Source organism: Nitriliruptor alkaliphilus DSM 45188 (assembly GCF_000969705.1).
Classification (GTDB): domain Bacteria; phylum Actinomycetota; class Nitriliruptoria; order Nitriliruptorales; family Nitriliruptoraceae; genus Nitriliruptor; species Nitriliruptor alkaliphilus.
Genome location: NZ_KQ033901.1, coordinates 4,310,340 through 4,334,997, shown reverse-complemented (window position 1 = coordinate 4,334,997; position 24,658 = coordinate 4,310,340). Strand labels below are relative to the sequence as shown.

Sequence of the window (24,658 nt, the reverse complement as noted above, 5' to 3'; positions counted from 1 at the left end):
CATGGGACGTGCCTCGGTGCACGACATCGAACGCCGGTCGATGGCGGTCCTGGCCGGCCGCTGCGACCTGTCGGCGCTGCCGCCGCTCACCCGCGCCGTCACCGAACGGGTCGTGCACTCAGCCGCCGACCTGCGGTACGTCGAGGACCTCGTGCTCGACGAGGCGGCGCTGCGCCGGGGGTGGCAGGCCCTGGCCGACGGGGCACCGATCGTCGCCGACAGCCGCATGGTCGCCGCCGGCGTGACCAGCACCGACGTCCAGGTCCCGATCGCGGACCCGGCCGTGGCCCCCGAGGCCGCCAGGACCGGGGACACCCGCAGCGCGACCGCCATCCGCCTGGTCGCCGAACGTGTCGGTCCGGGCGCGGTCTGGGTCATCGGCAACGCCCCGACCGCCCTGGAGGCCGTGCTCGTCCACGCCCGCGACCCGGCCCTCGTGGTGGGCCTGCCCGTCGGGTTCATCGGTGCCGTCGAGGCCAAGGCCGCCCTGCGTGCCTCGGGCCTGCCCGCCGTGTCCAACCGCAGCGAGCTCGGCGGGTCCCCTGTCGCCGCCGCGGCCGTCAACGCCCTGCTCTACACCGCGTCACCTGCCGCCCCGTCCCGCCACCTCGAAACCGCACCCGAGGAGCCCACCCGTGAGTAGCGCCCTGCTGATCGTCGGCCACGGCACGCGCGACGCCGCCGGCCAGGCCGAGTGCCACGAGTTGCTGGCTGTGGTGCGCTCGCGCCGGCCGGACCTGCGGGTGGAGCTCGGCTTCCTCGAGCTGTGCCCGCCGCCCATCACCGACACCGTGGCGGCGATGGTCGCCGACGGCGTCGACGACGTGACCGTCGTGCCGCTGGTGCTGCTCGGTGCCGGTCACGCCAAGGGTGACGTGCCCGCCTCCATCGCACGCGAACGGCTCCTGCACCCGGGGGTCCGCTTCCGCTACGGGCGGCCGCTCGGGGTGCGACCCGAGCTGCTGGCCACGGTCGACGACCGCCTGCGTGCGGCCGTCCCCGCGTCGGAACGTGACGAGACGGCCGTGGTCGTCGTCGGTCGCGGGACGTCCGACCCGGACGCCAACGGCGACCTCGCAAAGATCGCCCGCCTGCTGTGGGAGGGGCGGCCGTGGCCCCTGGTCGAGCCCGGTTTCGTCAGCCTGGCGCAGCCATCGGTCCCCGAGGCGCTGGAGCGCTGCCGACGGCTCGGCGCCACCCGCATCGCCGTCACGCCCTACTTCCTGTTCACCGGCGTGCTCGAACGCCGCATCCGTGACCAGACGGCCGAGTGGGCCGCGCGCCACCCGGAGGTGACGGTGGTCGACGCGGGCTACCTCGGCCCCGACGTGCAGGTCGCCGACCTCCTGCTCGCCCGCTACGACGAGGCAACGGCCGGGGCGGCCGTGGCCAACTGCGACACCTGCGTCTACCGCGTCGCGCTGCCGGGGTTCGCCGACCGCGTCGGACTCCCGCAGACGCTGCACGAGCACCCCGACGACCCGGGGACCCACGGGCACCACCACGGTCACGATCACCACCACGGCCACGACCACGAGCACGATCCCGCGGAGGCCGGGGTGTCGAGGTGATCGGTGCGGCGATCCGTCACCTGGTGCTCGGCGGCACGAGGTCGGGCAAGAGCCGTCACGCCGAACGGCTCGTCGCGGCGAGCGCCGGCCCGGTCGTGTACGTGGCCACGGGTGGGGCGAGCGACCCCGAGCTGGCCGAACGTGTCGCCACCCACCGCGACCGGCGACCGGCCGACTGGCTCACCGCGGAGACCACCGATCTCGCCGATCTGCTCGCGTCGGCGCCCCCGGCGGCCGCCGTCCTCGTCGACGATCTCGAGGGCTGGCTGGTCGCGCGCATGACGGCGCACGACCTGTGGACCGACGACGAGGTGGCACCGCTCGGCGCGGACGGTCGCGCGGCGGTGGCAGCCGTGCTCGAGGACGCAGCGAGGTGGTGGCAGCTCGCCGCGTCGCGCCTCGGCCCGACCGTCGTGGTCGCCGGACGTCCAGGGGAGGGGGTCACCCCGCTCGGCGCCGCGACACGGCGCTACGTCGACCTGCACGGCGAGGTCACCGAGCTGCTGTCGAGGACCGCTGACCGCGTGGACCTGGTCGTCGCCGGTCGGGCGTTGCCGCTCCCCGCGCCCCTGGCTGCACCGACCGTCGCGGCCGACCTCCGCGAACACGGTGACACCCAGGTGCCGGACGACTGCGTCGACCTGGCCGTCAACGTCCTGCCCGGACCGCCGGCCTGGCTGCACGAACACCTCGCCGCCACCCTCGACGACCTCGCGGCCTACCCCGACGACACCGCGGCCCGGGACGCGGTCGCCCGCCACCACGGTCGCACCCGCGACGAGGTGGTCGTGCTCGACGGCGCGGCCGAGGGGTTCTGGTTGCTGCCAGCGCTGCGCCCGACCCTCGCCGCCTGCGTGCACCCCGGGTTCACCGAGGCGGAGGCGGCCCTCCGTGCACGTGAGGTTCCCGTCGTCCGCGTCCAGCGCGACCCGCGCGACTGGCGGCTCGATCCGACGGCCGTGCCCGACGCGGCCGACCTCGTGGTCCTCGGGCGGCCCGACAACCCGACCGGTGCGGTCGACCACGAGTCGGTCATCGCCCAGCTGTGCCGCCCGGGTCGCACCGTGGTGGTCGACGAGGCCTTCACCGACCTGCTGCCCGACGCGACGGGTCTGGCCGGACGCCGCGACCTGCCGGGTTTGGTGGTGCTGCGCAGCCTCACCAAGGTCTGGGGCCTCGCAGGGCTCCGGGTGGGCTACCTCGTGGCTCCCGCGGCCACCGCTGCTCGCCTGGCCGCCGACCGGCAGCCGTGGTCGGTCAGCACGCCGGCGCTCGCGGCGCTCGAGCACCTGCTCACCCGCGAGCCGGAACGTCGACGCCGAGCCGAGGGCGTCGCGGCCGACCGAGCGCACCTGCTCGGCCTCCTGCGCGACCTGCCGGACGTCGAGGTGTGGGACGGCGCCGCCAACTTCCTGCTCCTGCGCACCCCGCTGCCCGACCTGCGCGAGCGTCTGCTGGCCGCGGGCTTCGCGGTCCGGCGCGGGGACACCTTCCCCGGCCTCGACGCCAGCTACGTCCGCGTCGCGGTCCGACCTCCCGAGGTCAGCGACGCCTTCGTCGTCGCCCTCCGCCACAACCTCGACCGACAGGTGCTCACGTGACCGCCACCCGATCCGCCGCCTCCGCAGCCGACCTGATCGCCCGCATCGTCCCCGTCGAGGAGGAGGTTCGCGCGAGCGCCGCCGCGGGCGTGACCGCGCTCGCGACCCCGCCGGGCGCGCTCGGACGTCTCGGTGACCTCGCCACGGTCCTGGCAGCCATCAGCGGCCGCGCGACGCCGCCGCCGATCGGACGGCCGGGCCTCGTGATCGCCGCTGGCGACCACGGGGTGCAGCTCCACGGGGTCAGCCCCTACCCCCAGGAGGTCACCGCCCTGATGGTGCGGACCTTCTGCGAGGGCCGGGGGACCGCCAACGTGCTGGCCGACGCCGTGGGGGCCGAGGTGCTCGTCCTCGACGTGGGTGTCGCCGGACCCGTGCCGGACCACCCGAACCTGCGGGCGCGGCGGATCCGCCCCGGCACCCGTGACCTGAGCGCCGGCCCCGCCATGACGGCCGACGAGTGCGAGGCAGCGGTCGTGGCCGGCGCCGTGACCGCCGGGGAGCTGCTCGATGCGGGGGTGGACCTGCTGATCACCGGCGACATGGGCATCGGCAACACCACCGCGTCCGCGGCGCTGATCGCGACCTTCACGGGGGCCGACCCCGCCGCGGTGACCGGCCGCGGCGCCGGTGCGGACGACGCGACGTACGAACGCAAGCGCGACATCGTCACCGCTGCGGTCGCACGGCACGCCGGCGACGCCGACCCGTGGGTGCGCCTGGCCGGCCTCGGGGGGCTGGAGCACGCCGCCCTCGTCGGGGTGCTGTTGGCTGGCGCCGCCGCGCGGGTCCCCGTCCTGCTCGACGGGGTCATCGCCGACGCGGCCGCCGTCGCCGCCGCGGCGCTGGCGCCGGACCTCGCCGGGTACCTGATCGCGGGCCACCGTTCGACCGAGCCCGGTGCCGTCGCGGCCCTGGCTCACCTCGGCCTCGAGCCGCTGATCGACCTGGACCTCCGGCTCGGCGAGGGCACGGGCGCGCTGCTCGCCGTGCCGACGGTCCGGGCTGCCTCGTCGCTGCTCACCGGTGTCGCCACGCTGGAGCAGGTCCTCGGCGCCTGACCGTGCCCGACGGATCAGGCCAGGTGGTCGGCGAGCGCCACCGCCGACGCCAGGGTGGTGAGGAGGACCAGCTGTTGGCCGGCGCCGAGGATGTCACCTGTCAGCCCCCCGATCCGGCGCCGCGCTGCGCGACGGAGCGCCGCCAGCGCGAGCAGGCCGGCGAGGACCGGGACCGGCGCCCAGATGCCGAAGCTGACCGCGAGCACGGCGCCGGTGGTGACGGCCGCGACGGTGCTGCCGACGGGGCCGAGCGGGTCGGCCACCTGCGCCCCCGACCCGCGGTCGTGGTACGGCGGTAGCCACCGGACGGCGACCAGGACGCTGGCGCGACCGAGGACGTGGCCCGCGACCACGGCCCGGGCGAACGTGGTCAGGTCGAGCGCCGCCAGCAGCGACACCTGGAGCGAGATCGCGAACAGCAGCGCGGCCGCGCCGTAGGTCCCGAGCCGTGAGTCGCGCATGATCTCGACGCGGCGTTCGGGTGTCCACCCGCCCCACAGTCCGTCGAAGGTGTCCGCGAGGCCGTCCTCGTGGAACGCCCCCGTCACCGCGACCGCGGCAGCCACCGCCAGGATGGTGGCGGGGACCACACCGAGCAACGGCTCACCGGCGGCGCGGACAGCCACGACCGCCGCACCGACGACCAGGCCCACCAGCGGGAAGGCCGCCGTCGCCCGTCGCAGGTCCCCGTCGACCACCGGGATCTGCGGGACGGGCAGCCGCGTGAGGAACTGGAAGGCCACCGCCACGATGCGTGCCGACTCGGCCGGCTGCCGCCACGGCACGGTGCGATCCACGGGCCCGTCGGCCACCTTGCTGGTCACACATCCCGCCCGTCGTCGATCCTGGCCCGGAGCCGAGCAGCCCGGCCGGGCCGGAGCAAAACCCGATCGCGGGTGCGGACGCGGGCCGCCGGTTCAGCCGGCGTCGGCGGCCGGTGCGTCGGGCGCCGGTGTCGGCTCGATCAGCAGCGGGAGCCGCAGCGCGCCGGGTGCGTCGGCGGGCACCACCGGATCCTTCGGCGGCACGGGGCACACCCGCTGGTAGGGCGCCCCGAGGGGTGGACGCGGGTCGGCCTCGCCCCGGTTCGGCCACAGCGCCATCGCCCGCTCGGCCATCGCGGTGATCGACAGCGACGGGTTGACCCCGAGGTTGGCGGTGATGATCGACCCATCCGCGACCGACAGCCCCGGGTACCCGAACACGCGGTGGTAGGGGTCGACGACGCCCTCCTCGACGCTGGTCCCGATCGGGCAGCCACCGATGATGTGCGCGGTCGTCGGCACGTCCATCGTCGCCTCGAAGATCGAACCCATCGGCCGTCCGTCGAGCTTGTCCGCCGTGCGCCGCGTGACCTCGTTGGCGATCGGGATCCACGTCGGGTTGGGTGCGCCGTGCCCTTGGGTGGTGGTCAGGTGGCCGCCGAACGGGCCACGCTTGAGACGCGTCCGCAGCGAGTTGTCCAGCGACTGCATCGTCAGGAGGATGATGCTGCGCTCGGACCAGCGCCTCGTCGACAGGCTCCGCAGGAACCGCACGGGGTGGCGGAGCGCGGTCAGCACGAACCGCACCGGGCGCGGGAGCCGGCCGCCACCGTCGACCATGGTGGTCGCCAGGCCGTAGGCGAAGTTCGAGCCCTTGCCGTAGCGGACCACCTCGATGTGGGTGTGCTCGTCGGGGTGGATCGAGGATCCGATCGCCACCCCAGCCGCCAGTTGCTCGTCGGGGCGATCGGCGGTGGCGACGGTGATGGCCTCGGAGTTGGTGCGGGTCAGCTCGCCGAGGCGAGGGGAGAGGGCGGGCAGGCGCCCCGCTCCACGCAGCCGGAACAGCAGCTTCTGGGTGCCGAGCGACCCGCCCGAGAGCACGACCTGCTCGGCGGTCAGCGACCGGCGATCGCGGCGCCCGAACGGGCCGGTGGAGCGCAGGTGGGTCACGCGGTACCCGCCGCCCTCGAGCGGCTCGAGGTCGACGACCTGACGCTCGGGTCGGACGCGCGCCCCACGCTGCTCGGCGAGGTGGAGGTAGTTGGTGTCGAGCGAGTTCTTCGCGCCGTGCTTGCACCCGACCATGCAGTTGCCGCACCGGATGCAACCGGTCTTGTCCGGGCCCGCGCCACCGAAGTAGGGGTCGGTGACCGTCTCACCCGGGGTCCCGAACCACACCCCGACGTCGGTGGCGTGGAAGGTGTCGCCGACGCCGAGGTCCTCGCCGACCTCGCGCAGGATGCGGTCGGCCGAGGTCTCGAACGGCACGGGCGTCACCCCGAGCATGCGCTTGGCCTGGTCGTAGAAGGGGGCGGTCTCGTCCCGCCAGTCGGTGATCGCCGACCACGCTGCATCCTCGAAGTAGGCCGGCAGGGGGTCGTACAGGGTGTTGGCGTAGACCACCGACCCGCCACCCACGGCCACCCCGTGGGCCACCATCACATCCTTGAGGAGCGTGAACCGTTGGATGCCGGTCAGCCCGAGGCGGGGGAACCACAGGTAGCGGTGGACCGCCCAGCTCGAGGTCGGCAGCGACCGCGCGTCCCACCGCCGCCCCGCCTCGAGGACGGTGACGCCGTAGCCCTTCTCGGTCAGCCGCAGGGCCGTGACGCTGCCCCCGAACCCGCTGCCGACGACGGCCACGTCGGTGTCGAAGCTCGTCACGGCGCTCTCCCTCGGTCCCGGCCGGCGATGCTACGCCGGAACGCTGCACGTCCGCACGTTCCGGCGGTGAACGGACACCAGCGCCGGCCGCGTCGCGCGGCCGGCGCCGGTGGTGACCGTCGAGCGCTCGGCTCAGCAGATCTCGATCAGACCCATCTCGACCGCCGCGTCGAGCTCGGCCTGCGCCGCCTCGTCGCCCCCGGTCAGCGCGTCGATCTGCTCCTGGGGGATGCAATCGCCGCCCAGCGGCTCGTCACCGAAGTCGTCGTCACCGAAGCCATCGTCGTCGAAGTCGTCGAAGTCGTCGAAGCCGCCGAAGTCGCCCATCCCGCCGAACATGTTGCCGATGATGGCGAACAGGTCGATCTCGACCGCGTCGGCCGGTGCCTCGACCGTCCCGCTGAACTCGGCGATGGTCGCGAGGACGTAGGTGCCCTCGGGCGCCGTGTCGTCGCCCTCGATCTGCGACAGGTCGTAGCCCACCTGGCGCAGCTCGCCGCCGTCGATCCAGAAGTCGAGCTGCACCGGCGTGTCGCTGGTGGTGTCGACACCCGTGTCACCGAACGCGTCCGGGTCGACGCCGGAGAGGTCCCCGGCGATCCGCGAGATCTCCTCGAACAGCCGCGCGAGGTCGCCCTCGGTGGTCGTGGCGGTGATGCGGTCACCCGCCGACTCCTCGCCGACATGCTCGAGGGTCACATCCTGCGCGAGGAAGCGCTGGAAGCTGGCCACGATCCGCTCGCGAACGTCCTCGATCTGCTCCTCGGTGGGCTCGTCCTCGGTGGTGTCACCGCCGAACCCACCGGCGAACTCCGCAAGCTGCTCGAACCCCTTCAGCTCGATCCAGTCGCCGGCACGCGCCGCCGAGGCGACCTCACCGAGGCCGAAGGCCTCGGCCATACCGACGGCCTCGTCCACCCCCGAGGCGAAGTCCGGGTCGTCGACGACGTCGCCGATCGCGTCGAGGTCGACGCGGACGAAGAACCGCTGCTCGGGCAGGACGCGGACCTCGACGGCCTCGCGGCCACCGAGCTCGACGATGAACTCCGCCTGGGCGTCGGCCTCGTCCTCACCAGCGGCACGCAGCAGCAGCGAGCTGCCCAGCAGCAGGTCGGCCGTGTCCTCATCGAGCTCACCGTCGGCTGCTTCGATGATGGCATCGCGGTCGCCGTCGATCGACAGCCGGAGCTCGATGCCGTCGTAGTCGGCGAGGGCCTCGACGGCCTCCTGGAGCGCGGTGGTCGGGTCGTCTTCGGCGTCGGTACCGCCGCCGTTGCAGGCCGTCAGGCTCGTGGTGAACAGCAGGCCGGCGCCGAGCGCGGCCCACCTCGCGTTGCTGCGCATGGGTTCCCCCAGGTGGTGGTCGGTGGGTGCGCCGGCACGTGGCCCCGTCCCGGCGGCGCAGACCCTACCGCCACGGGCTGGCCGACCACTCACGGCTGCCCGCGATCGGTGGACGCCCTGGTCAGGCCGCCGGTAGCCTCGGAGACGAGCAACGGCGCTCCGTCCGCAGCAGTCGCGAACCGGAGCCGCCGTGAACCATCCCGCCGCCTCGCCGTCCTCCCCCCTCGCCGGTCTCGCCGATCCGGGCCAGGAACGCGACGCCTGCGGCATCGGGTTCGTGGCCCACGTCGACGGCGCAGCGCGGCGTGACATCGTTGCGATGGGGCTGCAGGGGCTCGCCGGCGTCACCCACCGAGGTGCGGTGGCCGCCGACGGCAAGACCGGCGACGGCGCGGGGATCCTCACCCAGATCCCGCGCGCGTTGGCGGCGGCGTGGCTCGCCGAGCAGGGCCTCACCGACGTCGCCGACGACCGGCTGGGGGTCGCCTTCCTCTTCCTCGCCCCGGGAGCTGACGCGCAGGCCACCGTGGGACGCCGCGCGGTCCGAGCCCACGTCGAGGCCGCGTGTGCCGCCGAGGAGGTCCGCTTCCTGGCTTGGCGTGAGGTACCGAGCGAGCCGGCCGCCATCGGCTCGATCGCCCACGCCAGCCAGCCCCACCTGGTCCAGGCCTGGTTCGAACGGCCGCACGACCCGGCGACCGGAGCGCCCCTCGACGACGTCGCCGCCGAGCGCCTGGCCTACCGGTTGCGCCGCCGTGCCCGCCACGCGTGCGACGGGGACGGCCTGCGCTTCTACGCCGCCTCGTGCTCGTTCCTGACCGTCACCTACAAGGCCATGGCCGACGCGGATCAGCTGGCCGACTTCTACCCGGACCTGCGCGACGAACGGTTCACGTCGGGGCTCGCCGTCTTCCACTCCCGGTTCTCGACCAACACCGCGCCGACGTGGGAGCGGGCGCAGCCGTTCCGGATGCTGTGCCACAACGGCGAGATCAACACCATCGACGGCAACGTCAACCTGATGCGGGCCCGGGAGGGGCAGCTGACCACCGGTGCGCTGTCGGTGGACGGGACGGACTGGGCCGACCCGGTACTGCTCCCGCCCGTCATCGACGAGGACCAGTCCGACTCGGCCAAGCTGGATGCGGCGCTGGAGCTGCTGGTCCGCGGGGGTCGCGACCTTCGCCACGCTCAAGCGATGCTCGTCCCGCAGGTCTGGGAGGGCCGCCGTGACCTCGACCCGGGCGTCCGCGACTTCTACCGCTACCACTCGTGCCTGGTCGAGCCCTGGGACGGGCCCGCAGGGCTGATCTTCACCGACGGACGGCGGGTCGGCGCGACCCTCGACCGCAACGGGCTGCGGCCCTTGCGCTACCACGTCTGCGAGGACGGCACGGTCGTCGCCGCTTCGGAGGTCGGCGCCGTCCGCACCTCGCTGCCGGCCCAGCACGGGCAGATCCGCCGGGAGCGCCTCGGTCCGGGCCAGATGCTGTGCGTCGACCCCGACGAGGGCGGGCTGCAGGAGGACGCCGAGATCAAGCAGCGACTCGCGGACACCGCCCCCTACGGCGCGTGGCTCGCGGCCAACCTGCGACCGGTGCACGCGGGGCACCCGGTGGGCTCGGCGCCACGCGACCTCCGCCAGCGCCAGCTCGCCTACGGCGTGACCAAGGAGGAGGTGACCTCGATCCTGCGGCCGATGGCCACCCAGGGCAAGGAGGCGACCTCGTCGATGGGCGACGACACCCCGATCGAGCCGCTCGCCCACGTGATCCGGCCGGTCGCGCACCTGCTCAAGCAGCGGTTCGCGCAGGTCACCAACCCACCGATCGACCACCACCGCGAGAACGAGGTGATGAGCCTGCGGACCCTCCTCGGGCCGCGTCAGCCGCTGCTGACCCAACGCCCCGAGGCTGCTCGTCTGCTCGAGCTCGGCTCCTACGTCCTCTTCCCGGAGGGCCTGCAACGCCTCGTGCTCGATCCCGACATCCCGTTCGGGGTGCAGGCGGTCGATGCCACCTTCCCGGTCGCCGACGGTCCGAGCGGTCTGGTGTCGGCGCTGGACCGCGTGGGGGACGAGGCCGTCGCCCACGTCCGGGCCGGCGCGGGGGTGGTGGTGGTCTCGGACGTCGGTGCCGACGGGGAACGGTGTCGGGTCCCGGCCCTGCTGGCGGTCGGGGCGGTCCACCAGCGGCTCGTCCGCGACGGGCTGCGCACCGCGACCTCGATCGTCGCCGAGACCGACGAGGCGCGCGAGACCCACGACATGGCTGCCCTGCTCGGGTTCGGTGCGGACGCGATCGTCCCGCGCCTGGTGCTGCAGACCATCACCGACCTCGCCGACGAGGGCCGCATCGGGGGCGACAACCCCTCCGCGGGGGAGGCGCAGGAGCGCTACCGGCGTGCCATCGAGGACGGCGTCCTCAAGATCATGTCGAAGATGGGCATCTCGTCGCTGGACTCCTACCGGTCGGCGCAGATCTTCGAGTCCCTCGGCCTCGGCGCCGAGGTCGTCGAGCGTTGCTTCACCAAGATCACCTCGACGCTCGGGGGGCTGACGTTCGACGACATCGCCGAGGACCTGCTCGGTCAGCACGCGGTCGCGTTCCCCGGTGGCGGTGCATCGGACGAGGAAGGTGCTGACGGCGCCGATGAGGCCGCTTTCGACGAACGCGGCGAGGAGCAGTTCGGGGACCTGCTCCCGGACCTGCCGAGTCCCGGCATCATCAAGTGGAAGCGTGGTGGCGAGTTCCACGACATGAACAAGCCGGTCATCGACGCGCTGCACGACACGCTCGGTCTCGGGCGACGCCCGAGCACCGACCCGTTCGTCCTCGACGACCTGCCGGCCTACGAGCAGGCCGAGCGCGCCGCCCACGTCCTGAACGCCGCGACGACGCAGGGCCGCTTCGAGCTGTACGAGCGCTTCGCGCAGCTGGTCAACGACCGTCCGGCGGTGATGCCGCGTGACCTGCTCGAGTTCCACGCCGGGGGGCCCGCCGCCCCGGGCGACGGCGCCGTGCCCCTCGAGGAGGTCGAGTCCGCCCTGGCCATCACCGCCCGGTTCTCGACGGGCGCGATGAGTCACGGCGCCCTGTCCGCCGAGGCCCACGAGACGCTCGCAGCAGCGATGAACCTCGTCGGGGCCCGGGCCAACTGCGGGGAGGGGGGCGAGGCACCCGAGCGGTTCGCAACCCGGGGCACCGCGCTCGACCTCGACTGCCGTATCAAGCAGGTGGCCTCCGGTCGCTTCGGGGTCACGCCCCAGTACCTCGCCAACGCCCACGTGCTCCAGATCAAGATGGCCCAGGGCAGCAAGCCGGGCGAGGGCGGCCAGATCCCCGGACACAAGGTCACCGACGAGATCGCGCGGCTGCGGCACACCACCCCGGGCGTCACGCTCATCAGTCCGCCGCCGCACCACGACATCTACTCCATCGAGGACCTCGCCCAGCTGATCTTCGACCTCAAGCAGGTCAACCCCGAGGCGGAGGTCGACGTCAAGCTCGTGGCCGAGGGGGGCATCGGGACCGTCGCCGCCGGGGTGGTGAAGGCGCTCGCGGACTCCATCCACATCTCGGGCAACGACGGTGGGACGGGTGCGTCCGCGCTGTCGTCCATCCACCACGCAGGGATGCCGTGGGAGCTCGGCCTCGCCGAGGTCCAGCAGACCCTGCGCGCGAACGGGCTGCGTGGGCGGGTCAAGCTGCGCGTCGACGGCGGGTTCAAGACCGGCCGTGACGTCCTCGTGGCCGCGCTGCTCGGCGCCGACGAGTACGCGTTCGGTACCGCCGCGCTGCTGGCCGAGGGCTGCATCCTGGCCCGGGCGTGCCACCGCGACACCTGCCCGGTCGGCATCGCCACCCAACGTCGTGACCTTCGCGACCGGTTCGTCGGGACGCCGGAGCAGGTCGCCGCCTACCTGCTGTTCGTCGCCGAGGAGGTCCGGCGGCTGCTGGCATCCCTCGGCCTCAGATCCCTCGACGACGCGGTCGGACGCGTCGATCTGTTGCGCCCTCGACGGGACCTACCGGGTCGCGCCGGGCGTCTCGACGTGACACCGCTGCTCGCCGACCCGGGGACCGGAGAACGCCGCTTCGTCGCACGGCTGGCCATCCAGGACCCGCGCAGCACCCTGGGTGACCGCGTGTTCGACGATGCGCTCGAGACCGTCTTCCTCGGCGGTCTGGTCGAGTACCGCTACCGGATCGACAACGTCGACCGGACCGTCGGTGCGCGGCTCGGGGGCGCCATCGGCCTCGAGTTCGGCGGCCGGCCGCCGCCGGGCGTGGCGAGGCTGCGCTTCGAAGGGGCCGCCGGCCAGTCCTTCGGGGCCTTCGCCGCCCACGGGACCGAGCTGGTGCTCGATGGTGAGGCCAACGACTACGTCGGCAAGGGGCTCGGTGGCGGTCGCATCGTGATCCGTCCGCCGGCCGACGACGCGGGCGATCCGGTCCTCGTCGGCAACACCGTCCTGTACGGGGCGACGGCCGGTGAGCTGTTCGTCGCCGGGCGCGCGGGGGAGCGGTTCGCCGTGCGCAACTCCGGGGCGACGGCCGTGATCGAGGGCACCGGCGACCACGCGTGCGAGTACATGACCGGGGGCACCGTGGTGATCCTCGGCCGCACGGGGCACAACGTGGGCGCTGGGATGAGCGGCGGCGAGTTGTTCGTGTACGACCGAGCGGGTGACGTCCTCGCCCGGGTCAACCGGCAGCTGGTCGAGGCGCGTCGACCCGACGGACCGCAGCTGGCCCGGCTGCAGGACCTGGTGGCGACGCACGCGACCATCACCGGATCGGACCGTGCGCGGGCGATGCTCGCCGACTGGTCGAACGCGGCCGAGGGGTTCTGGCGGGTCGCTCCCAAGACCGAGCTCGACCGCGTCGGTGTCGGCGAGGCGGTCGAGAACGTCGGGTAGCGGGACGCGGGAGGCCCGCCCCTCTCGGAAGGGACGGGCCTCCGCGGCCCCGCCCGCCTGGACGCGTCAGGCGCGCCGCACGAGCCGTTCCCGGCGCACCCGCCGGGGACCGCGCGGCAGGGCGATCACCGGTTCGTCGGTGAGGCGAGCACCGACCCGGACGAGCGCGGCACCGACGCGGTGCCGCCACCGACCGGGGGGGCGGGGTTGGAGGAGCAGCTCTCTTCGGCGAGCCGCGCGAGCGGTGCGCTCGGCGGTGCGCTCGGTGGCGAGGGCGAACAGATCGAGGTGCATGGTGGTGCCTCCTGCCCGGTGCGGGCGGTGGGTCCCCCGGTGGGGGAGCGGTGGAGGCGACACCTGCGCTGGAGGTCGAGGCTGCGCCGTCGAGACGGCGGGACACGACGAGAGCCGGCGGAGGTGCCGCCGGCTCGTGCGCTGCTGGCCCGGAGGGCCGGTGGGACCTCAGTCGGTCCCGGGGCACGAGGTGGCGGCGCGCGGTGCGCCTCCGACGCCGAGATCACCCATCGTTCGGGTGCCGGCCGCGAGGGGCTTCAGCGCGGTGTCGATGCGATCCATCGCTGCCTCCTCGTGATCGGGGTCGGTCTCGGTGTCGGCTCCGGGTGCCCCGGGTGGGGGCGCTCCGGCCTCGTGCGTTGCCGTCCACGTTGCGGACGACCTGGTTCCTACCCGAGCCTCGCGTGGAGGTGAAGGGCCGACGCACGATCCACGGGCCCGCGTGCGCCGGCCGCGCGTGAATCGGGTGGGTCGGGACGGGCGACGGCGCTAGGCTCCCGTGCGGCGCAGCGGCCCGTGGGCCCACGCCGCGCTCCTGTTCCACCGCCGCAGTCGCCCCCGCAGTTGCCCCTGTGCCCCGAGCGAACCGGTAGCCCGTGCGTCCGCGTCGTCCCCTGCCCCTGGTCTCCGGCGTCCTGCTCGCCGCTCTCCTGGTGGTGCCGGCCGCGGCCGGCTCGGCGCAGTCCCTCCAGGAGGCCCGGGCCGAGCGTGCACAGCTCCAGAGCCGGCTCGACGCCACGGCTGCCGAGCTCGGCGCTACCGAGGGACGGGTCGCGACCCTGGAGGCGGAGGGGGAGGCCCTCGAGGCCGAGGCGTCGGAGCTCGCCGCCAGCGTCGCCGAGCTGCAGGAGGGCATGCAGGCCCAGGTGGTCGCGCTGTACAAGCGTGGTTCGGCCCGGGACCCGCTGACCATCTTCCTCACCTCGGACGACCCGAACGAGGCACTGCTGCGGGCCCAGACGCTCGAGCGGGTCGTGATCGCCGACCTCGGCGAGGTCGAGTCGCTCGGCGCGGATCGCCGTCGGCTCGAGGCCGTCCAGGAGCGCCTCGAGGCCCAGCGGGCCGACGTGGCGGCGGCCGTCGCCGAGCAGCGCGAGCTCCGTGATGCCCTGCAGCGTGACCTGCAGCGCGCGGCTGAGCTCGAACAGCGCCTCGAGGCCGAGGAGCGCGAGCGTCAGCGCAGGGCCGAGGAGGAGCGTCGCCGCAAGGCGGCGGCCGAGGCCGAGGCGCGGGCCGCGCGTGAGGCCGCCGCGGCGCGCACCCCCTCGGCGCCGTCTGCGCCCTCGTCGGGCAGCTCAGGTTCCTCGGGGGGCGGCGGGAGGGCGCCCACCTCGGCGGGCAAGGCGTGCCCGGTCGGGCAACCGCACTCGTTCACCGACACCTGGGGGGCGCCGCGCTCCGGCGGGCGTGCGCACCGTGGCACCGACATCCTCGCGCCGTACGGCACGCCGGTCTACGCCATCGTCGATGGCACCTGGTCGATCCAGTCGCCCGGTCCCTCGGCCGGCCTGTGGGCGATCCTGCGCGGCAGCGACGGCAACCAGTACTGGTACATGCACCTGCAGAGCCACACGGTGTCCAACGGCGCCCGGGTCTCGGCCGGGCAGCAGACCGCCACCAACGGCGACACCGGCAACGCCCGGGGGACCCCGCACGTCCACTTCGAGCTGCACCCGGGTGGCGGAAGCGCGATCAACCCCTACCCGTTGCTGCGCAGCGTCTGCTGAGACGAGCCGGCCGGGCCGCCGTGTCGGGCACGCGGTCCACCGCCAGGGCGGAAAGTCACGCGTCCTGCGCCCGACTTTCCGTCGCGGATGGCCTTTCGCTCCCTACGCTGCGGGTACGCGAGCAGGGAGCGGTGTGTGGCTGAGGCGACGGACGAGACGATCGAGCGCGAGCGCATCGGCCTCGCCAGTGCGGTGGTCCGCTTCGCCGGGGACTCCGGCGACGGCATGCAGCTGACGGGGGACCAGTTCACCTCGCAGTCGGCGTTGGCCGGCAACGACATCGCCACGTTGCCGGACTTCCCGGCCGAGATCCGCGCGCCCGCCGGGACGCTGGCTGGTGTCAGCTCCTTCCAGCTGCACTTCTCCGACTCGGACGTGCACACGCCGGGGGATGCACCGGACGTGCTGGTGGCGATGAACCCCGCCGCGCTCATGAAGCACCTCGAGGCCCTCAAGAACCAGGGGACCTTGATCCTGAACGTCGATGCGTTCACCCCGCGCAACCTGACCAAGGCCGGGTACGAGGCCGACCCGCGCGAGGACGGCACGCTCACCGACTACCAGGTCCACGAGGTGCGGATCAGCGAGCTCACGCTGCGGGCCCTCGAGGACTTCGTCGAGCGGGGCGAGCTGAACAAGAAGGAGGCCGAGCGCTGCAAGAACATGCTGGCGCTGGGGCTCGTGTCGTGGATGTTCCACCGTCCGATCGCGGCGACCGAGGACTGGCTCCGGACCAAGTTCAGCAGCCGACCTGCCGTCGCCGAGGCCAACCTGACGGCCCTGCACGCCGGGTGGAACTACGGCGAGACCACCGAGGCGTTCCGCTTCACCTACGAGGTCAAGCCGGCCCCGCTCGCCCCGGGCCGCTACCGCAACATCACCGGGAACCAGGCCCTGGCGTACGGGCTGGTCGCCGCCGCGGACCGCAGCGGTCTGCCGCTGTTCTACGGCAGCTACCCGATCACGCCGGCGTCCGACATCCTCCACGAGCTCGCGCAGCTCAAGCACTTCGGGGTGACCACCTTCCAGGCCGAGGACGAGATCGCGGCCATGGGCTCGGTGGTCGGCGCGGCGTTCGGCGGGACCCTCGCCGTCACCGCCTCCTCCGGGCCGGGTATCGCGCTGAAGGCCGAGGCGATGGGCCTCGGCCTCATCACCGAGCTGCCGATGGTCGTGGTCAACGTCATGCGTGGCGGACCGTCGACCGGCCTGCCGACCAAGACCGAGCAGAGCGACCTGCTGCAGGTCCTCTTCGGCCGCAACGGCGAGTCACCCCTGCCCGTCGTCGCACCCTCGTCGCCCGCCGACTGCTTCGACGCCGCGATCGAGGCGTGCCGCATCGCGGTCACCTACCGCACCCCGGTCGTGCTGCTCTCGGACGGCTACCTCGCCAACTCGGCCGAACCGTGGCAGCTGCCGGACGTCGACACCCTGCCGACCATCGACCCGGACTTCACGACCGAGCCGAACGGGCCGGACGGGACCTACCTGCCGTACCTGCGCGACCCCGACACGCTGGCCCGCCCGTGGGTCGTCCCGGGGACGAAGGGTCTCGAGCACCGGCTCGGCGGACTCGAGAAGTCCGACGTCAGCGGGCACATCAGCTACGAGCCCGCCAACCACCACCGCATGGTCGAGCTGCGGCACGACAAGGTCGAGGCGATCGCCGCCGGCCTGCCGCCCCTCGTGGTCGACGACCCGGACGGCGACGCCGACGTGCTCGTGGTCGGGTGGGGGTCGACGAGCGGGCCCATCCACGCCGCCTGCGACCTGCTGCGTCGCAAGGGGCGCCGCGTCGCGCGGGTGCACCTGCGCCACGTCAACCCGCTGCCGAGCGACCTACCCGACCTGCTCCGCTCCTACCGGGCGGTGGTCTGTCCCGAGAACAACCTCGGGCAGCTCACGATGCTGCTGCGGGCCAGGACGCTGGTGGACGTCAAGGGCTACCACCGTGTCAACGGGCAGCCGTTCGGCTCGGGCGAGCTGGCGGAAGCGATCGAGCAGCTCGCGTTCGCGGGCGCGGAGGTGTCGGCGTGACAGGGACCAACGGGTCGCCTCGAGCTCGGGGCGCGGACGAATCGCCTCGAGCTCGGGGCGCGGATGAGTCGCCTCGAGCTCGGGGCGCGGATGACAAGCTGACCAAGAAGGACTTCACCTCCGACCAGGAGGTCCGCTGGTGCCCGGGCTGCGGGGACTACGCGATCCTCGCGGCGGTGCAGACGCTGCTGCCCGAGCTCGGGTCGCGGCCCGAGACGACCGTCTTCGTGTCGGGGATCGGGTGCTCGTCCCGGTTCCCGTACTACCTGGACACCTACGGGTTCCACACCATCCACGGGCGGGCGCCGGCGGTCGCGACCGGCCTCGCGATCGCGCGCCCCGACCTCGACGTGTGGGTCGTGACCGGCGACGGTGACGGGCTCTCCATCGGCGGCAACCACCTGATCCACGCGCTGCGACGCAACGTGAACCTCAAGATCCTGCTGTTCAACAACGAGATCTACGGGCTGACCAAGGGCCAGTACTCGCCGACCTCGCCGCTCGGGTCGCGCCACAAGTCGACGCCGATGGGCTCGGTGGACCGCCCCGTGAACCCGGTGAGCCTGGCGCTCGGTGCCGAGGCGAGCTTCGTGGCGCGCACGATCGACACCGACCGCGGGCACCTGACCGACGTGCTGCGCGCGGCGCACCAGCACCACGGGGCGGCGTTCGTCGAGATCTACCAGAACTGCAACGTCTTCAACGACGGTGCGTTCGTGGCGCTGCGTGCCCCGGACCAGAAGGTCCACAACCAGATCCGGCTGCAGCAGGGCGAGCCGATCGTGTTCGGCCCGGACGGCGAGCACGCGGTCATCGCCCTCGACGACGGATCGATGCGGATCGTGCCGACGCAGGAGGCGGGGGACCGGGTGGTGACCCACGACGCCCACCGGCCCGAGCCGACCACCGCCTTCGCGCTCTCTCGGCTGGCCCACAACCCGACCGGTCCGACGCCGATCGGCGTCTTCCGTGACGTCGAGGCCCCCGTCTACGACGAGCTCGTCCGCGAGCAGGTCGCCAGCGCACGTGCCGAACGGGGTCGCGGTGACCTCGCCGAGCTGCTCGCCAGCGGCAACGTCTGGGACGTGGTCTGACCATCGGGCCGGGGTACGCCGCGCGGCGTGCGTGCGGGCAGCCCTACCCTGACCGGCTTCCGACCTCGGAGGCACGGTTGAACACCCAGCTGCGCGTCCGCCGAGCGACGGTCGCGGACGCCCCGGCCATCGCGTACCTGCTCGACGCCGTCGACCCGCCGACCCTCGTCGCCCGCATGCGGTCGCTCCCCGAGGGCCACGCCGTCCTCGTGGCCGAGCGTGGCGCCGGGGTGGTCGGCTTCATCCACGTCGCCGTCGACCCGAGCCTGTCGGGCGACGACCGCGCCCAGGTCGCCGGTCTGGCGGTCGCGGCCGAGGACCGGCGCAGCGGGGTCGGCGCCCTCCTCGTGGACGAGGCCGCCGCGTGGGCCCGCGAGCACGGGTGCCACGGGCTGTGGCTCGGCTCGAGCGGCCGGCACGAGGCCGCCCACCGCTTCTACCGCGCGACGGGATTCACGGCCGTGGACGACCACGTCGAGTTCCGGCGCCCCATCGCGGGTGCCGTCGACGCGACGACCGGGCCGAGCCGGGGAGCGGTCACCCCCGTGGTGGTACGGACGACCCCGAGCATCTGAACGATCACCGTCCGGACGCGCGACGGTCGGTGTCGTCGGGGGCGAGCAGCACGCTCACGTAGACGATCTGGGCAGCGAGCGCGGCGAACCCGGCGAGCGGCAGACCCAACCCGACCGGCAGCGGCAGCGCGGTCGGCACGATGGCGCCGAGCACCCACGCCAGCGAGAACACCGTCTCGGACCGGGTGAAGGCGGCACCGCGGCGTGCGGCCGGCACCGCGCTCTGGAGCAACCCGTCGAACGACAGCTTCGCGGTGCCCCAGGCGAACCCGGCGGCGAACGCCAGGCCCGCGGCCGCCGGGAGGCCGAACCACTGCCCGGCCGAGAACGCGGCGGCGGCCTCGACCGCCAGGGCGGCCACCACCATCGGCTCCTCGCGGAGGCGTCGTTCGAGCCGCGGGGTCGTCATCGCCGCGACGGCGAACCCGCCCCCGGCTGCGGCCAGGACCGCCCCGAAGTCGAACGCGCCCGCGCCCGCCTCGCGGAACGCGAAAGCGAGCAGCAGCAGCAGGAACCCGTTGAGGAGGCGCACCACGGCCGTCGCGATCTGCGCCGTGCGGACCCGACGAGGCAGGTGGAGCCGGATGCGCTCGGGGCGGCTGACGACCGAGCCCGGTGCGGATCGCCGGCTCGGAGCGTCCGGCTCCGGTAGACGCCGGCCGATGGTCGCCGCAGCGAGGGCGGTGAAGGCCGACAGCGCGAGCGCACCGCCCGGGCCCGCCACCACCGTGGCGAGGATCCCGAGCGGGGCGGCGATGGCGCCGGCAGCGACACCGATCCCGGCGAGCCGGGCGTTGGCGGCCACCAGGTCCGTCGGCCGGTCCAGCGCGAGGGGGAGCAGCGCGTTCCGGGTGATCCCGTGCACCCGGGACAGGACCAGGAGGCCGAACGCGGCCGGGAACAGCCACAGCGAGTCGAGGCGGCCGAGCAGCAGCACCGCGAGGACCGCCCGCCCCACGGCCGCGATGACCAGCGAGGCGCGGGTGGCTGCCGGCGCGCGGTCGAGCACGCGGCCGAGCAGGGGACCGATGACGGCGAACGGCGCCACCGTCAGCAGCAGGTAGAGCGCGACGTTGGCCCTGGCTTCGGTCGAGGGGACCCCGAAGAACAGCGTCCCGGCGAGCCCGACCGCCACCAGGGTGTCCGCTGCGGTCGATGCCACCTGGGTCAGCGCCAGATCACGGAAGCCCGGGCCGCCGGTCTCGAACAGCGAGCGCACGCGACCGGACATCCGGCCCGACAGCCGCCGCACCGCGCCCGGGCCGGCCGCGGTGCTCGGATCGGGGGACGGGTCGGGGTGGGAGCTCACGCCGGGACGCTACCGGTCATCGGCGTGCCGGGGACCGGTCTACCCTCTCGGATGCGCCGTGGCCCCGTGGGCCCGCGCGGCGACGGCCCCTAGCACCGTCGCGGTACGTGCCGGATCCGCTCGGCACCCGGCTCGAGGTTCGGCCCCGTGACCCGACTGCTCGACACGCTCGCCCGCGCCGTCCGGACCTTCCCCGGCACCCTCGTGCTCACGACCGTGGTGCTCACCGCCGTGTTCGGCGCGCTGGCCTCGCAAGCGGTTCAGGAGGCCGGCTTCGAGAACTTCGCCCCGGACAACGAGGTCGCTACCACCCTGGCGACCATCGGCGACACGTTCGGGACGGGGACTCACCCGACGCAGCTGGTGGTCCAGCGCGAGGGTGGCGGCGCGCTGCTCGACGGGGTGGGGGTCGAGGCCGCCGCGCAGCTGCGCGACCGCATCCAGGACGAGCCGGCCATCGCGGACGCGCTCGCCGACGTCCCCGAGGGTGGGGCCGTGCTCACGTACGCCGATCTGGCGCTCGGTGGTGCGGACGCGCAGGGTGTCGAACCCGGGACGCTGGACGCCGTCGCGGCAGCCGAGCTCCACACCGCGAGCCTCGCTGCGTTGCCGCCGGAGCAGGCGGCCCAGGTCGGCGCACTGCTCGGGGGCGACGACCCGTCCGCGGCGACCGTCGGGGCAGTCGTGGTCCTGCTGGACGGGCAGCTCGACGAGTCCGAACGGCTCGCTGCGGTGCGGGCGCTGCTCACCGCGGGCGGAACGCTCGACGGCATCGACGTGCGCACGCTCGACTTCCTGATCCTGGCCGACGAGGTGAACGAGGTCATCGAGGCCGACCTCGGCCGGCTGCTGGCGCTCGCCTTCGCGATCATCGTCGGCATCCTCGTCGCGATCTACCGCCGGGTCTCCGACGTGGTCGCCTCCGTCCTCGGTCTGGTCTTCACCATCGTGTGGATGCAGGGCGCCTCCGTCCTGGTCGGGCCCGGCTTCCTCGGCCTCACTGGTGGCCAGTCTGAGATGTCGATGGTGATCCCGATCCTCCTCGTCGGGCTCGGCGTCGACTACGGCATCCACCTGACCATGCGCTACCGCGAGGAGCGGGGGGCCGGTGCCGACCCGGCCGACGCGGCCGGCGGGGCCATCGAAGCCGTCGGTGCCGCGCTGCTGCTCGCCACCATGACCACCGTCGTCGGGTTCTCGACCAACGTCTTCAACCCGTTGCCGCCCCTGCAGGACTTCGGCATCTTCGCGGCCATCGGCGTCATCGGCGCGTTCGTGGTGTTCACCACCTTCGTGCCGTCCGTCCGGGTGCTGCTCGACCGCCGGGCCGCGGCCCGCGGCAACCTCCGTCCGGAGCGCCGGCCCGACGACGCGCCGACGGCCCTCGGCCGGCTCGCCAGCGCGCTGGCACCGATGGCCACCCGCCGTCCCGTCGCGGTTCTGATCGTCGCCGGCCTGCTCACCCTCGCCGGTGGCCTCGGTGCCACGCAGCTGTCCACCGAGTTCTCCCAGACCGAGTTCTTCCCGTCCGACTCCGAGGCGCTGGCCACCATCGAGCTCGTCCAGGCCGAGCTCGGGGGCGACCTGACCGAGCGCACGAGCGTCCTCGTCACCGGATCGACCAGTACCCCCGGTTCGCTCGCCGCGCTCGATGCCTTCGAGCGCGCGGCCGGCCAGGTGGCGGGGGTGCGTGGCGACGGACGCGCCCAGGCTGATTCGGTGCTCGACCGTGCGATCGCTGCCGGCCTGATCGACCCGAGCGACATCGACTCGGACGCCGACATCGCGACGGTCGGCAGCCAGCTCGCCGAGCTGGACCCGACCCTCGGGGCCGTGCTGGCCGACGGCATGTTCCTCGTGGATCTGGCCACGAACGTGGGCGACGAGGTCGACGAGCTGCAGGACGGGCTCGCTGCCGCGTCCTCGCCCCTGGCCGACCTCGGCTTCGACACCTCGGTGGCCTCCGACGGCATCCTCATCGCGACGGTCATGGACGAGCTACGCGCGTCGCAGATCTCGGGGCTGGCGATCACCCTGCTGGCCTCCATGGCCATCCTCGCCCTCGCGTTCTGGGTCCGGGTGCGCGAGCCGCTGCTCGGCGTCCTCGCGATCGTCGCGGTCGGCATCGTGGTCGCCTGGACGCTCGGTCTCATGGCGCTGGTGGGGATCCCGTTCAACGTCATGACCGCCGTGGTCTCGGCCCTGGCCATCGGGATCGGCGTGCCGTTCGGGATCCACGTGGTCAACCGCTTCATCGAGGACCGCGACCGCGAGCCGGACCTCGATGCGGCGATGGTCTCGACCCTGCGGCACACCGGCGGTGCGCTGATCGGGTCGGCGACCACGACAGTGGCCGGTTTCGGGGTGCTCGTGCTGTCGACCGTGCCGCCGTTCCGCCAGTTCGGGGCGGTGGTCGCCATGACGATCGCCCTCGCGCTGGTGGCCAGCGTCGCCGTGCTGCCCGCGATGCTCGCGGTGTACACGCGCCTGCGGCCGCCACGTGGGTCGACGTCGACCGGCGGCGGTGGCGACGAGCCGACACGAGCGGAGCCGGTGCCGGTCGGCTGACGCCACCTCGACGCTTGCCCTCGAGGGCACTCGAGGTCCTAGCGTGCGCCCCGACACCCTGGCACCGCGTCGGGGCGACGGGAGGCAGCGCGTGAAGCACCGCACGTTCGGGACCAGTGGCCTACGGGTGGCACGGCTCGCCCTCGGCACGATGCTGTTCGGCCACGGGTCGGGGGTCGACCGTGCCGCGGCCGAGCGCATCCTCGGGCGGTACGGCGACGCTGGCGGCAACCTGATCGACACCGCCAACGCCTACGGCGGCGGCGCGAGCGAGACCATGCTCGGCGAGCTGCTCGGGCCCGACCGGGACCGGTTCGTCCTCGCGACCAAGTACACCCTGTCACCCGGCCCGACGGACGCCAACGCGTCGGGCAACCATCGGCTGAGCCTGGTGCGGTCCGTCGAGGAGAGCCTGCGTCGCCTGCGCACCGACCGGATCGATCTGCTCTGGGTGCACATCTGGGATCCGAGCACACCCGTCGAGGAGACGATGCGGGGCCTCGACGACCTCGTCGCGGCCGGCAAGGTGCTCTACATCGGCCTCTCCGACACGCCCGCCTGGGTGGTCGCCCGAGCCGCCACGCTCGCGCAGTGGCGGGGCTGGAGCCCGCCCGTCGCCATCCAGGTCCCCTACAGCCTGGCGAAGCGGGACGTCGAACGCGAACTGCTCCCGATGGCGCGTGATCAGGGGTTGTCGGTGCTGGCGTGGGCGCCACTGGCCGCCGGCCTGCTCGCCGGTCGCCTGACACGACCGCAGGGTGAGGCCAGCACCCGCCTCGACCGCGATCGGGTGAGCGACACCGAGCTCGAGATCGCTGCCACGGTCGATCGGGTGGCCGACGATCTCGGGGTCAGCTCCGGGCAGGTCGCGCTGGCCTGGCTGCTCGCCCAGGACCGGTCCATCCACCCGCTGGTCGGCCCGCGCACCGCTGCGCACCTCGACGATGCCATCGGCGCCCTCGAGCTGACGTTGCCCGAGGACGCCCTCGCGCGTCTCGACGCGGTCAGCCGCATCGAGCTCGGTTTCCCGTCCGACTTCGCGTTCGACGTCAGCGAGTTGGACTGAGCCACGCTCGGGGTGGGGCCGGGCGGGTCAGGGACGCCTAGCGCGGACCAGGATCGTCGACGGGACCAGGTCGGCCTTGGCGTACCCGGTGGCGTCGAGCCACCCACGTTCGATCCATCGTTCGTCGTCCACCGGCCGTGGCTCGAGGAGCCGTTCGACCACCAGGCCGGCACGTGTGCACGCCGTGAACCACGTGCTCGGCGACCGGAACCAGCTGGTGAGGGCCACGTCCTCGTCGACGAGGCCGTCCCAGGCCCACGCCAGCTCCTCGGTGAAGTAGGAGCGGTGCCAGCCGTGGGGAGGATCGCCGCTCGTGGCCAGATCGGCGGGGTGCAGCACCGACAGCGCCACCACCCCGCCGGGCACCAGGACGCGGTGCACCTCGGCGAGGCACCGGTCGAGATCGCGGACGTAGTCCAGCGCCTGGACCGACACCACGAGGTCCTGTGAGGCGTCGGCGACCGCGTCGAGGTCCTCCGCGCCGCTGGCGACGAGGGTCACGTCGAGGCCGGCCGCGTCGCACCGACGCCCGGCGTGGGCGAGCTGGCGCTGCGAGGGATCGATCCCGGTCAGCGGGCCCGCGCCGAGCCTCGCGAGCGCGACGAGGTCCTCACCTGCGCCGCACCCGAGGACGAGCGTCCTGGCCCCGTCCGCGACGTCGGTCACCAGGTGCAGGTCCTCCTCGGGGGGACAGCGGATACCCCACGTGAGGACGTCCTCCGGCCAGCCGACCCACCGTTGGTAGGCATCTGCGAGCCGATCCCACGCGGCGCCGTTGTCGGCGCCGCTCGGTCCACGGGTCGTCTCGACGTCGGCCACCGGCCGGCTCCTGTCGTCGC

The 24,658-nt window shown here is 73.6% G+C and carries 17 protein-coding genes; 11 read left to right on the top strand and 6 right to left on the bottom strand.

All coding sequences use genetic code 11. The features are described from left to right. The first annotated feature begins 1 nt into the window (after position 1). From NITAL_RS20010 to cobT, 4 genes are read left to right on the top strand one after another with little or no spacing between them, the layout of a single operon-like run. On the top strand, positions 2 to 643 hold the full coding sequence (locus NITAL_RS20010) for a precorrin-8X methylmutase (RefSeq protein WP_052668005.1): 642 nt from the start codon (positions 2 to 4) through the stop codon (positions 641 to 643). After that, positions 636 to 1,571, top strand: coding sequence for a sirohydrochlorin chelatase (locus NITAL_RS20005; RefSeq protein WP_211262539.1), 936 nt, complete (start codon positions 636 to 638; stop codon positions 1,569 to 1,571). The genes NITAL_RS20010 and NITAL_RS20005 overlap by 8 nt, the downstream gene beginning before the upstream one ends. Continuing rightward, positions 1,568 to 3,172 (top strand): Rv2231c family histidinol phosphate aminotransferase CobC, encoded by a 1,605-nt coding sequence (gene cobC, locus NITAL_RS20000; protein WP_083441814.1) that lies wholly within the window; start codon positions 1,568 to 1,570, stop codon positions 3,170 to 3,172. The genes NITAL_RS20005 and cobC overlap by 4 nt, the downstream gene beginning before the upstream one ends. Beyond that, positions 3,169 to 4,233: a nicotinate-nucleotide--dimethylbenzimidazole phosphoribosyltransferase gene (cobT, locus tag NITAL_RS19995; protein WP_211262538.1), complete on the top strand. Its 1,065-nt coding sequence runs from the start codon at positions 3,169 to 3,171 to the stop codon at positions 4,231 to 4,233. Before cobC ends, cobT begins: the two co-directional genes overlap by 4 nt. Positions 4,234 to 4,247: 14 nt before the next feature. Here the strand turns inward: cobT and cobS are convergent, their stop codons facing one another. The 3 genes from cobS to NITAL_RS19980 all read right to left on the bottom strand — a co-directional run bounded on the left by cobS (position 4,248) and on the right by NITAL_RS19980 (position 8,228). Next, complete coding sequence (gene cobS / locus NITAL_RS19990; protein WP_052668004.1) at positions 4,248 to 5,057, bottom strand: adenosylcobinamide-GDP ribazoletransferase; 810 nt, start codon at positions 5,055 to 5,057, stop codon at positions 4,248 to 4,250. Positions 5,058 to 5,150: 93 nt separating this feature from the next. Next, entirely contained in the window at positions 5,151 to 6,884 is a 1,734-nt protein-coding gene (locus tag NITAL_RS19985; protein ID WP_052668001.1) for an FAD-dependent oxidoreductase, read from the bottom strand. A gap of 132 nt (positions 6,885 to 7,016) precedes the next feature. After that, entirely contained in the window at positions 7,017 to 8,228 is a 1,212-nt protein-coding gene (locus NITAL_RS19980; RefSeq protein ID WP_052668000.1) for a hypothetical protein, read from the bottom strand. A gap of 190 nt (positions 8,229 to 8,418) precedes the next feature. On the opposite strand from NITAL_RS19980, the gene NITAL_RS19975 reads away from it, so the two are divergent. Continuing rightward, on the top strand, positions 8,419 to 13,149 hold the full coding sequence (locus tag NITAL_RS19975; RefSeq protein ID WP_052667997.1) for a glutamate synthase-related protein: 4,731 nt from the start codon (positions 8,419 to 8,421) through the stop codon (positions 13,147 to 13,149). Positions 13,150 to 13,215: 66 nt separating this feature from the next. On the opposite strand, the gene NITAL_RS19970 is transcribed toward NITAL_RS19975, so the two are convergent. Further along, the gene (locus NITAL_RS19970; RefSeq protein WP_052667994.1) at positions 13,216 to 13,443 is read right to left on the bottom strand and encodes a hypothetical protein; all 228 of its coding nucleotides are present in this window, start codon (positions 13,441 to 13,443) and stop codon (positions 13,216 to 13,218) included. Between the two features lie 596 nt (positions 13,444 to 14,039). Here NITAL_RS19970 and NITAL_RS19965 point away from each other — a divergent pair. From NITAL_RS19965 to NITAL_RS19950, 4 genes are all read left to right on the top strand, one after another. Continuing rightward, entirely contained in the window at positions 14,040 to 15,170 is a 1,131-nt protein-coding gene (locus NITAL_RS19965) for a murein hydrolase activator EnvC family protein (protein WP_052667993.1), read from the top strand. 159 nt (positions 15,171 to 15,329) lie between these two features. Further along, positions 15,330 to 17,207: a 2-oxoacid:acceptor oxidoreductase subunit alpha gene (locus NITAL_RS19960; RefSeq protein ID WP_052669837.1), complete on the top strand. Its 1,878-nt coding sequence runs from the start codon at positions 15,330 to 15,332 to the stop codon at positions 17,205 to 17,207. Then, the gene (locus NITAL_RS19955; protein ID WP_083441812.1) at positions 17,204 to 18,301 is read left to right on the top strand and encodes a 2-oxoacid:ferredoxin oxidoreductase subunit beta; all 1,098 of its coding nucleotides are present in this window, start codon (positions 17,204 to 17,206) and stop codon (positions 18,299 to 18,301) included. The genes NITAL_RS19960 and NITAL_RS19955 overlap by 4 nt, the downstream gene beginning before the upstream one ends. Positions 18,302 to 18,378: 77 nt before the next feature. After that, positions 18,379 to 18,876 (top strand): GNAT family N-acetyltransferase, encoded by a 498-nt coding sequence (locus NITAL_RS19950; protein ID WP_052667990.1) that lies wholly within the window; start codon positions 18,379 to 18,381, stop codon positions 18,874 to 18,876. Between the two features lie 4 nt (positions 18,877 to 18,880). On the opposite strand, the gene NITAL_RS19945 is transcribed toward NITAL_RS19950, so the two are convergent. Continuing rightward, entirely contained in the window at positions 18,881 to 20,185 is a 1,305-nt protein-coding gene (locus NITAL_RS19945; RefSeq protein WP_052667989.1) for an MFS transporter, read from the bottom strand. Positions 20,186 to 20,332: 147 nt separating this feature from the next. On the opposite strand from NITAL_RS19945, the gene NITAL_RS19940 reads away from it, so the two are divergent. Continuing rightward, on the top strand, positions 20,333 to 22,753 hold the full coding sequence (locus NITAL_RS19940) for an efflux RND transporter permease subunit (RefSeq protein WP_052667987.1): 2,421 nt from the start codon (positions 20,333 to 20,335) through the stop codon (positions 22,751 to 22,753). A gap of 91 nt (positions 22,754 to 22,844) precedes the next feature. Beyond that, positions 22,845 to 23,819 carry an aldo/keto reductase gene (locus NITAL_RS19935; RefSeq protein ID WP_052667985.1) on the top strand — a complete coding sequence of 325 codons (975 nt, stop codon included), beginning with the start codon at positions 22,845 to 22,847 and terminating at the stop codon, positions 23,817 to 23,819. 27 nt (positions 23,820 to 23,846) lie between these two features. On the opposite strand, the gene NITAL_RS28640 is transcribed toward NITAL_RS19935, so the two are convergent. Then, on the bottom strand, positions 23,847 to 24,638 hold the full coding sequence (locus NITAL_RS28640) for a class I SAM-dependent methyltransferase (protein WP_052667983.1): 792 nt from the start codon (positions 24,636 to 24,638) through the stop codon (positions 23,847 to 23,849). Between the last annotated feature and the right edge of the window lie 20 nt (positions 24,639 to 24,658).

Bases quoted from the DNA above. Each gene is read 5' to 3' on its own strand.
- NITAL_RS20010 (WP_052668005.1), top strand. From the start codon at position 2: ATGGGACGTGCCTCGGTGCACGACATCGAACGCCGGTCGATGGCGGTC.
- NITAL_RS19980 (WP_052668000.1), bottom strand. From the start codon at position 8,228: ATGCGCAGCAACGCGAGGTGGGCCGCGCTCGGCGCCGGCCTGCTGTTC.
- NITAL_RS19970 (WP_052667994.1), bottom strand. From the start codon at position 13,443: ATGCACCTCGATCTGTTCGCCCTCGCCACCGAGCGCACCGCCGAGCGC.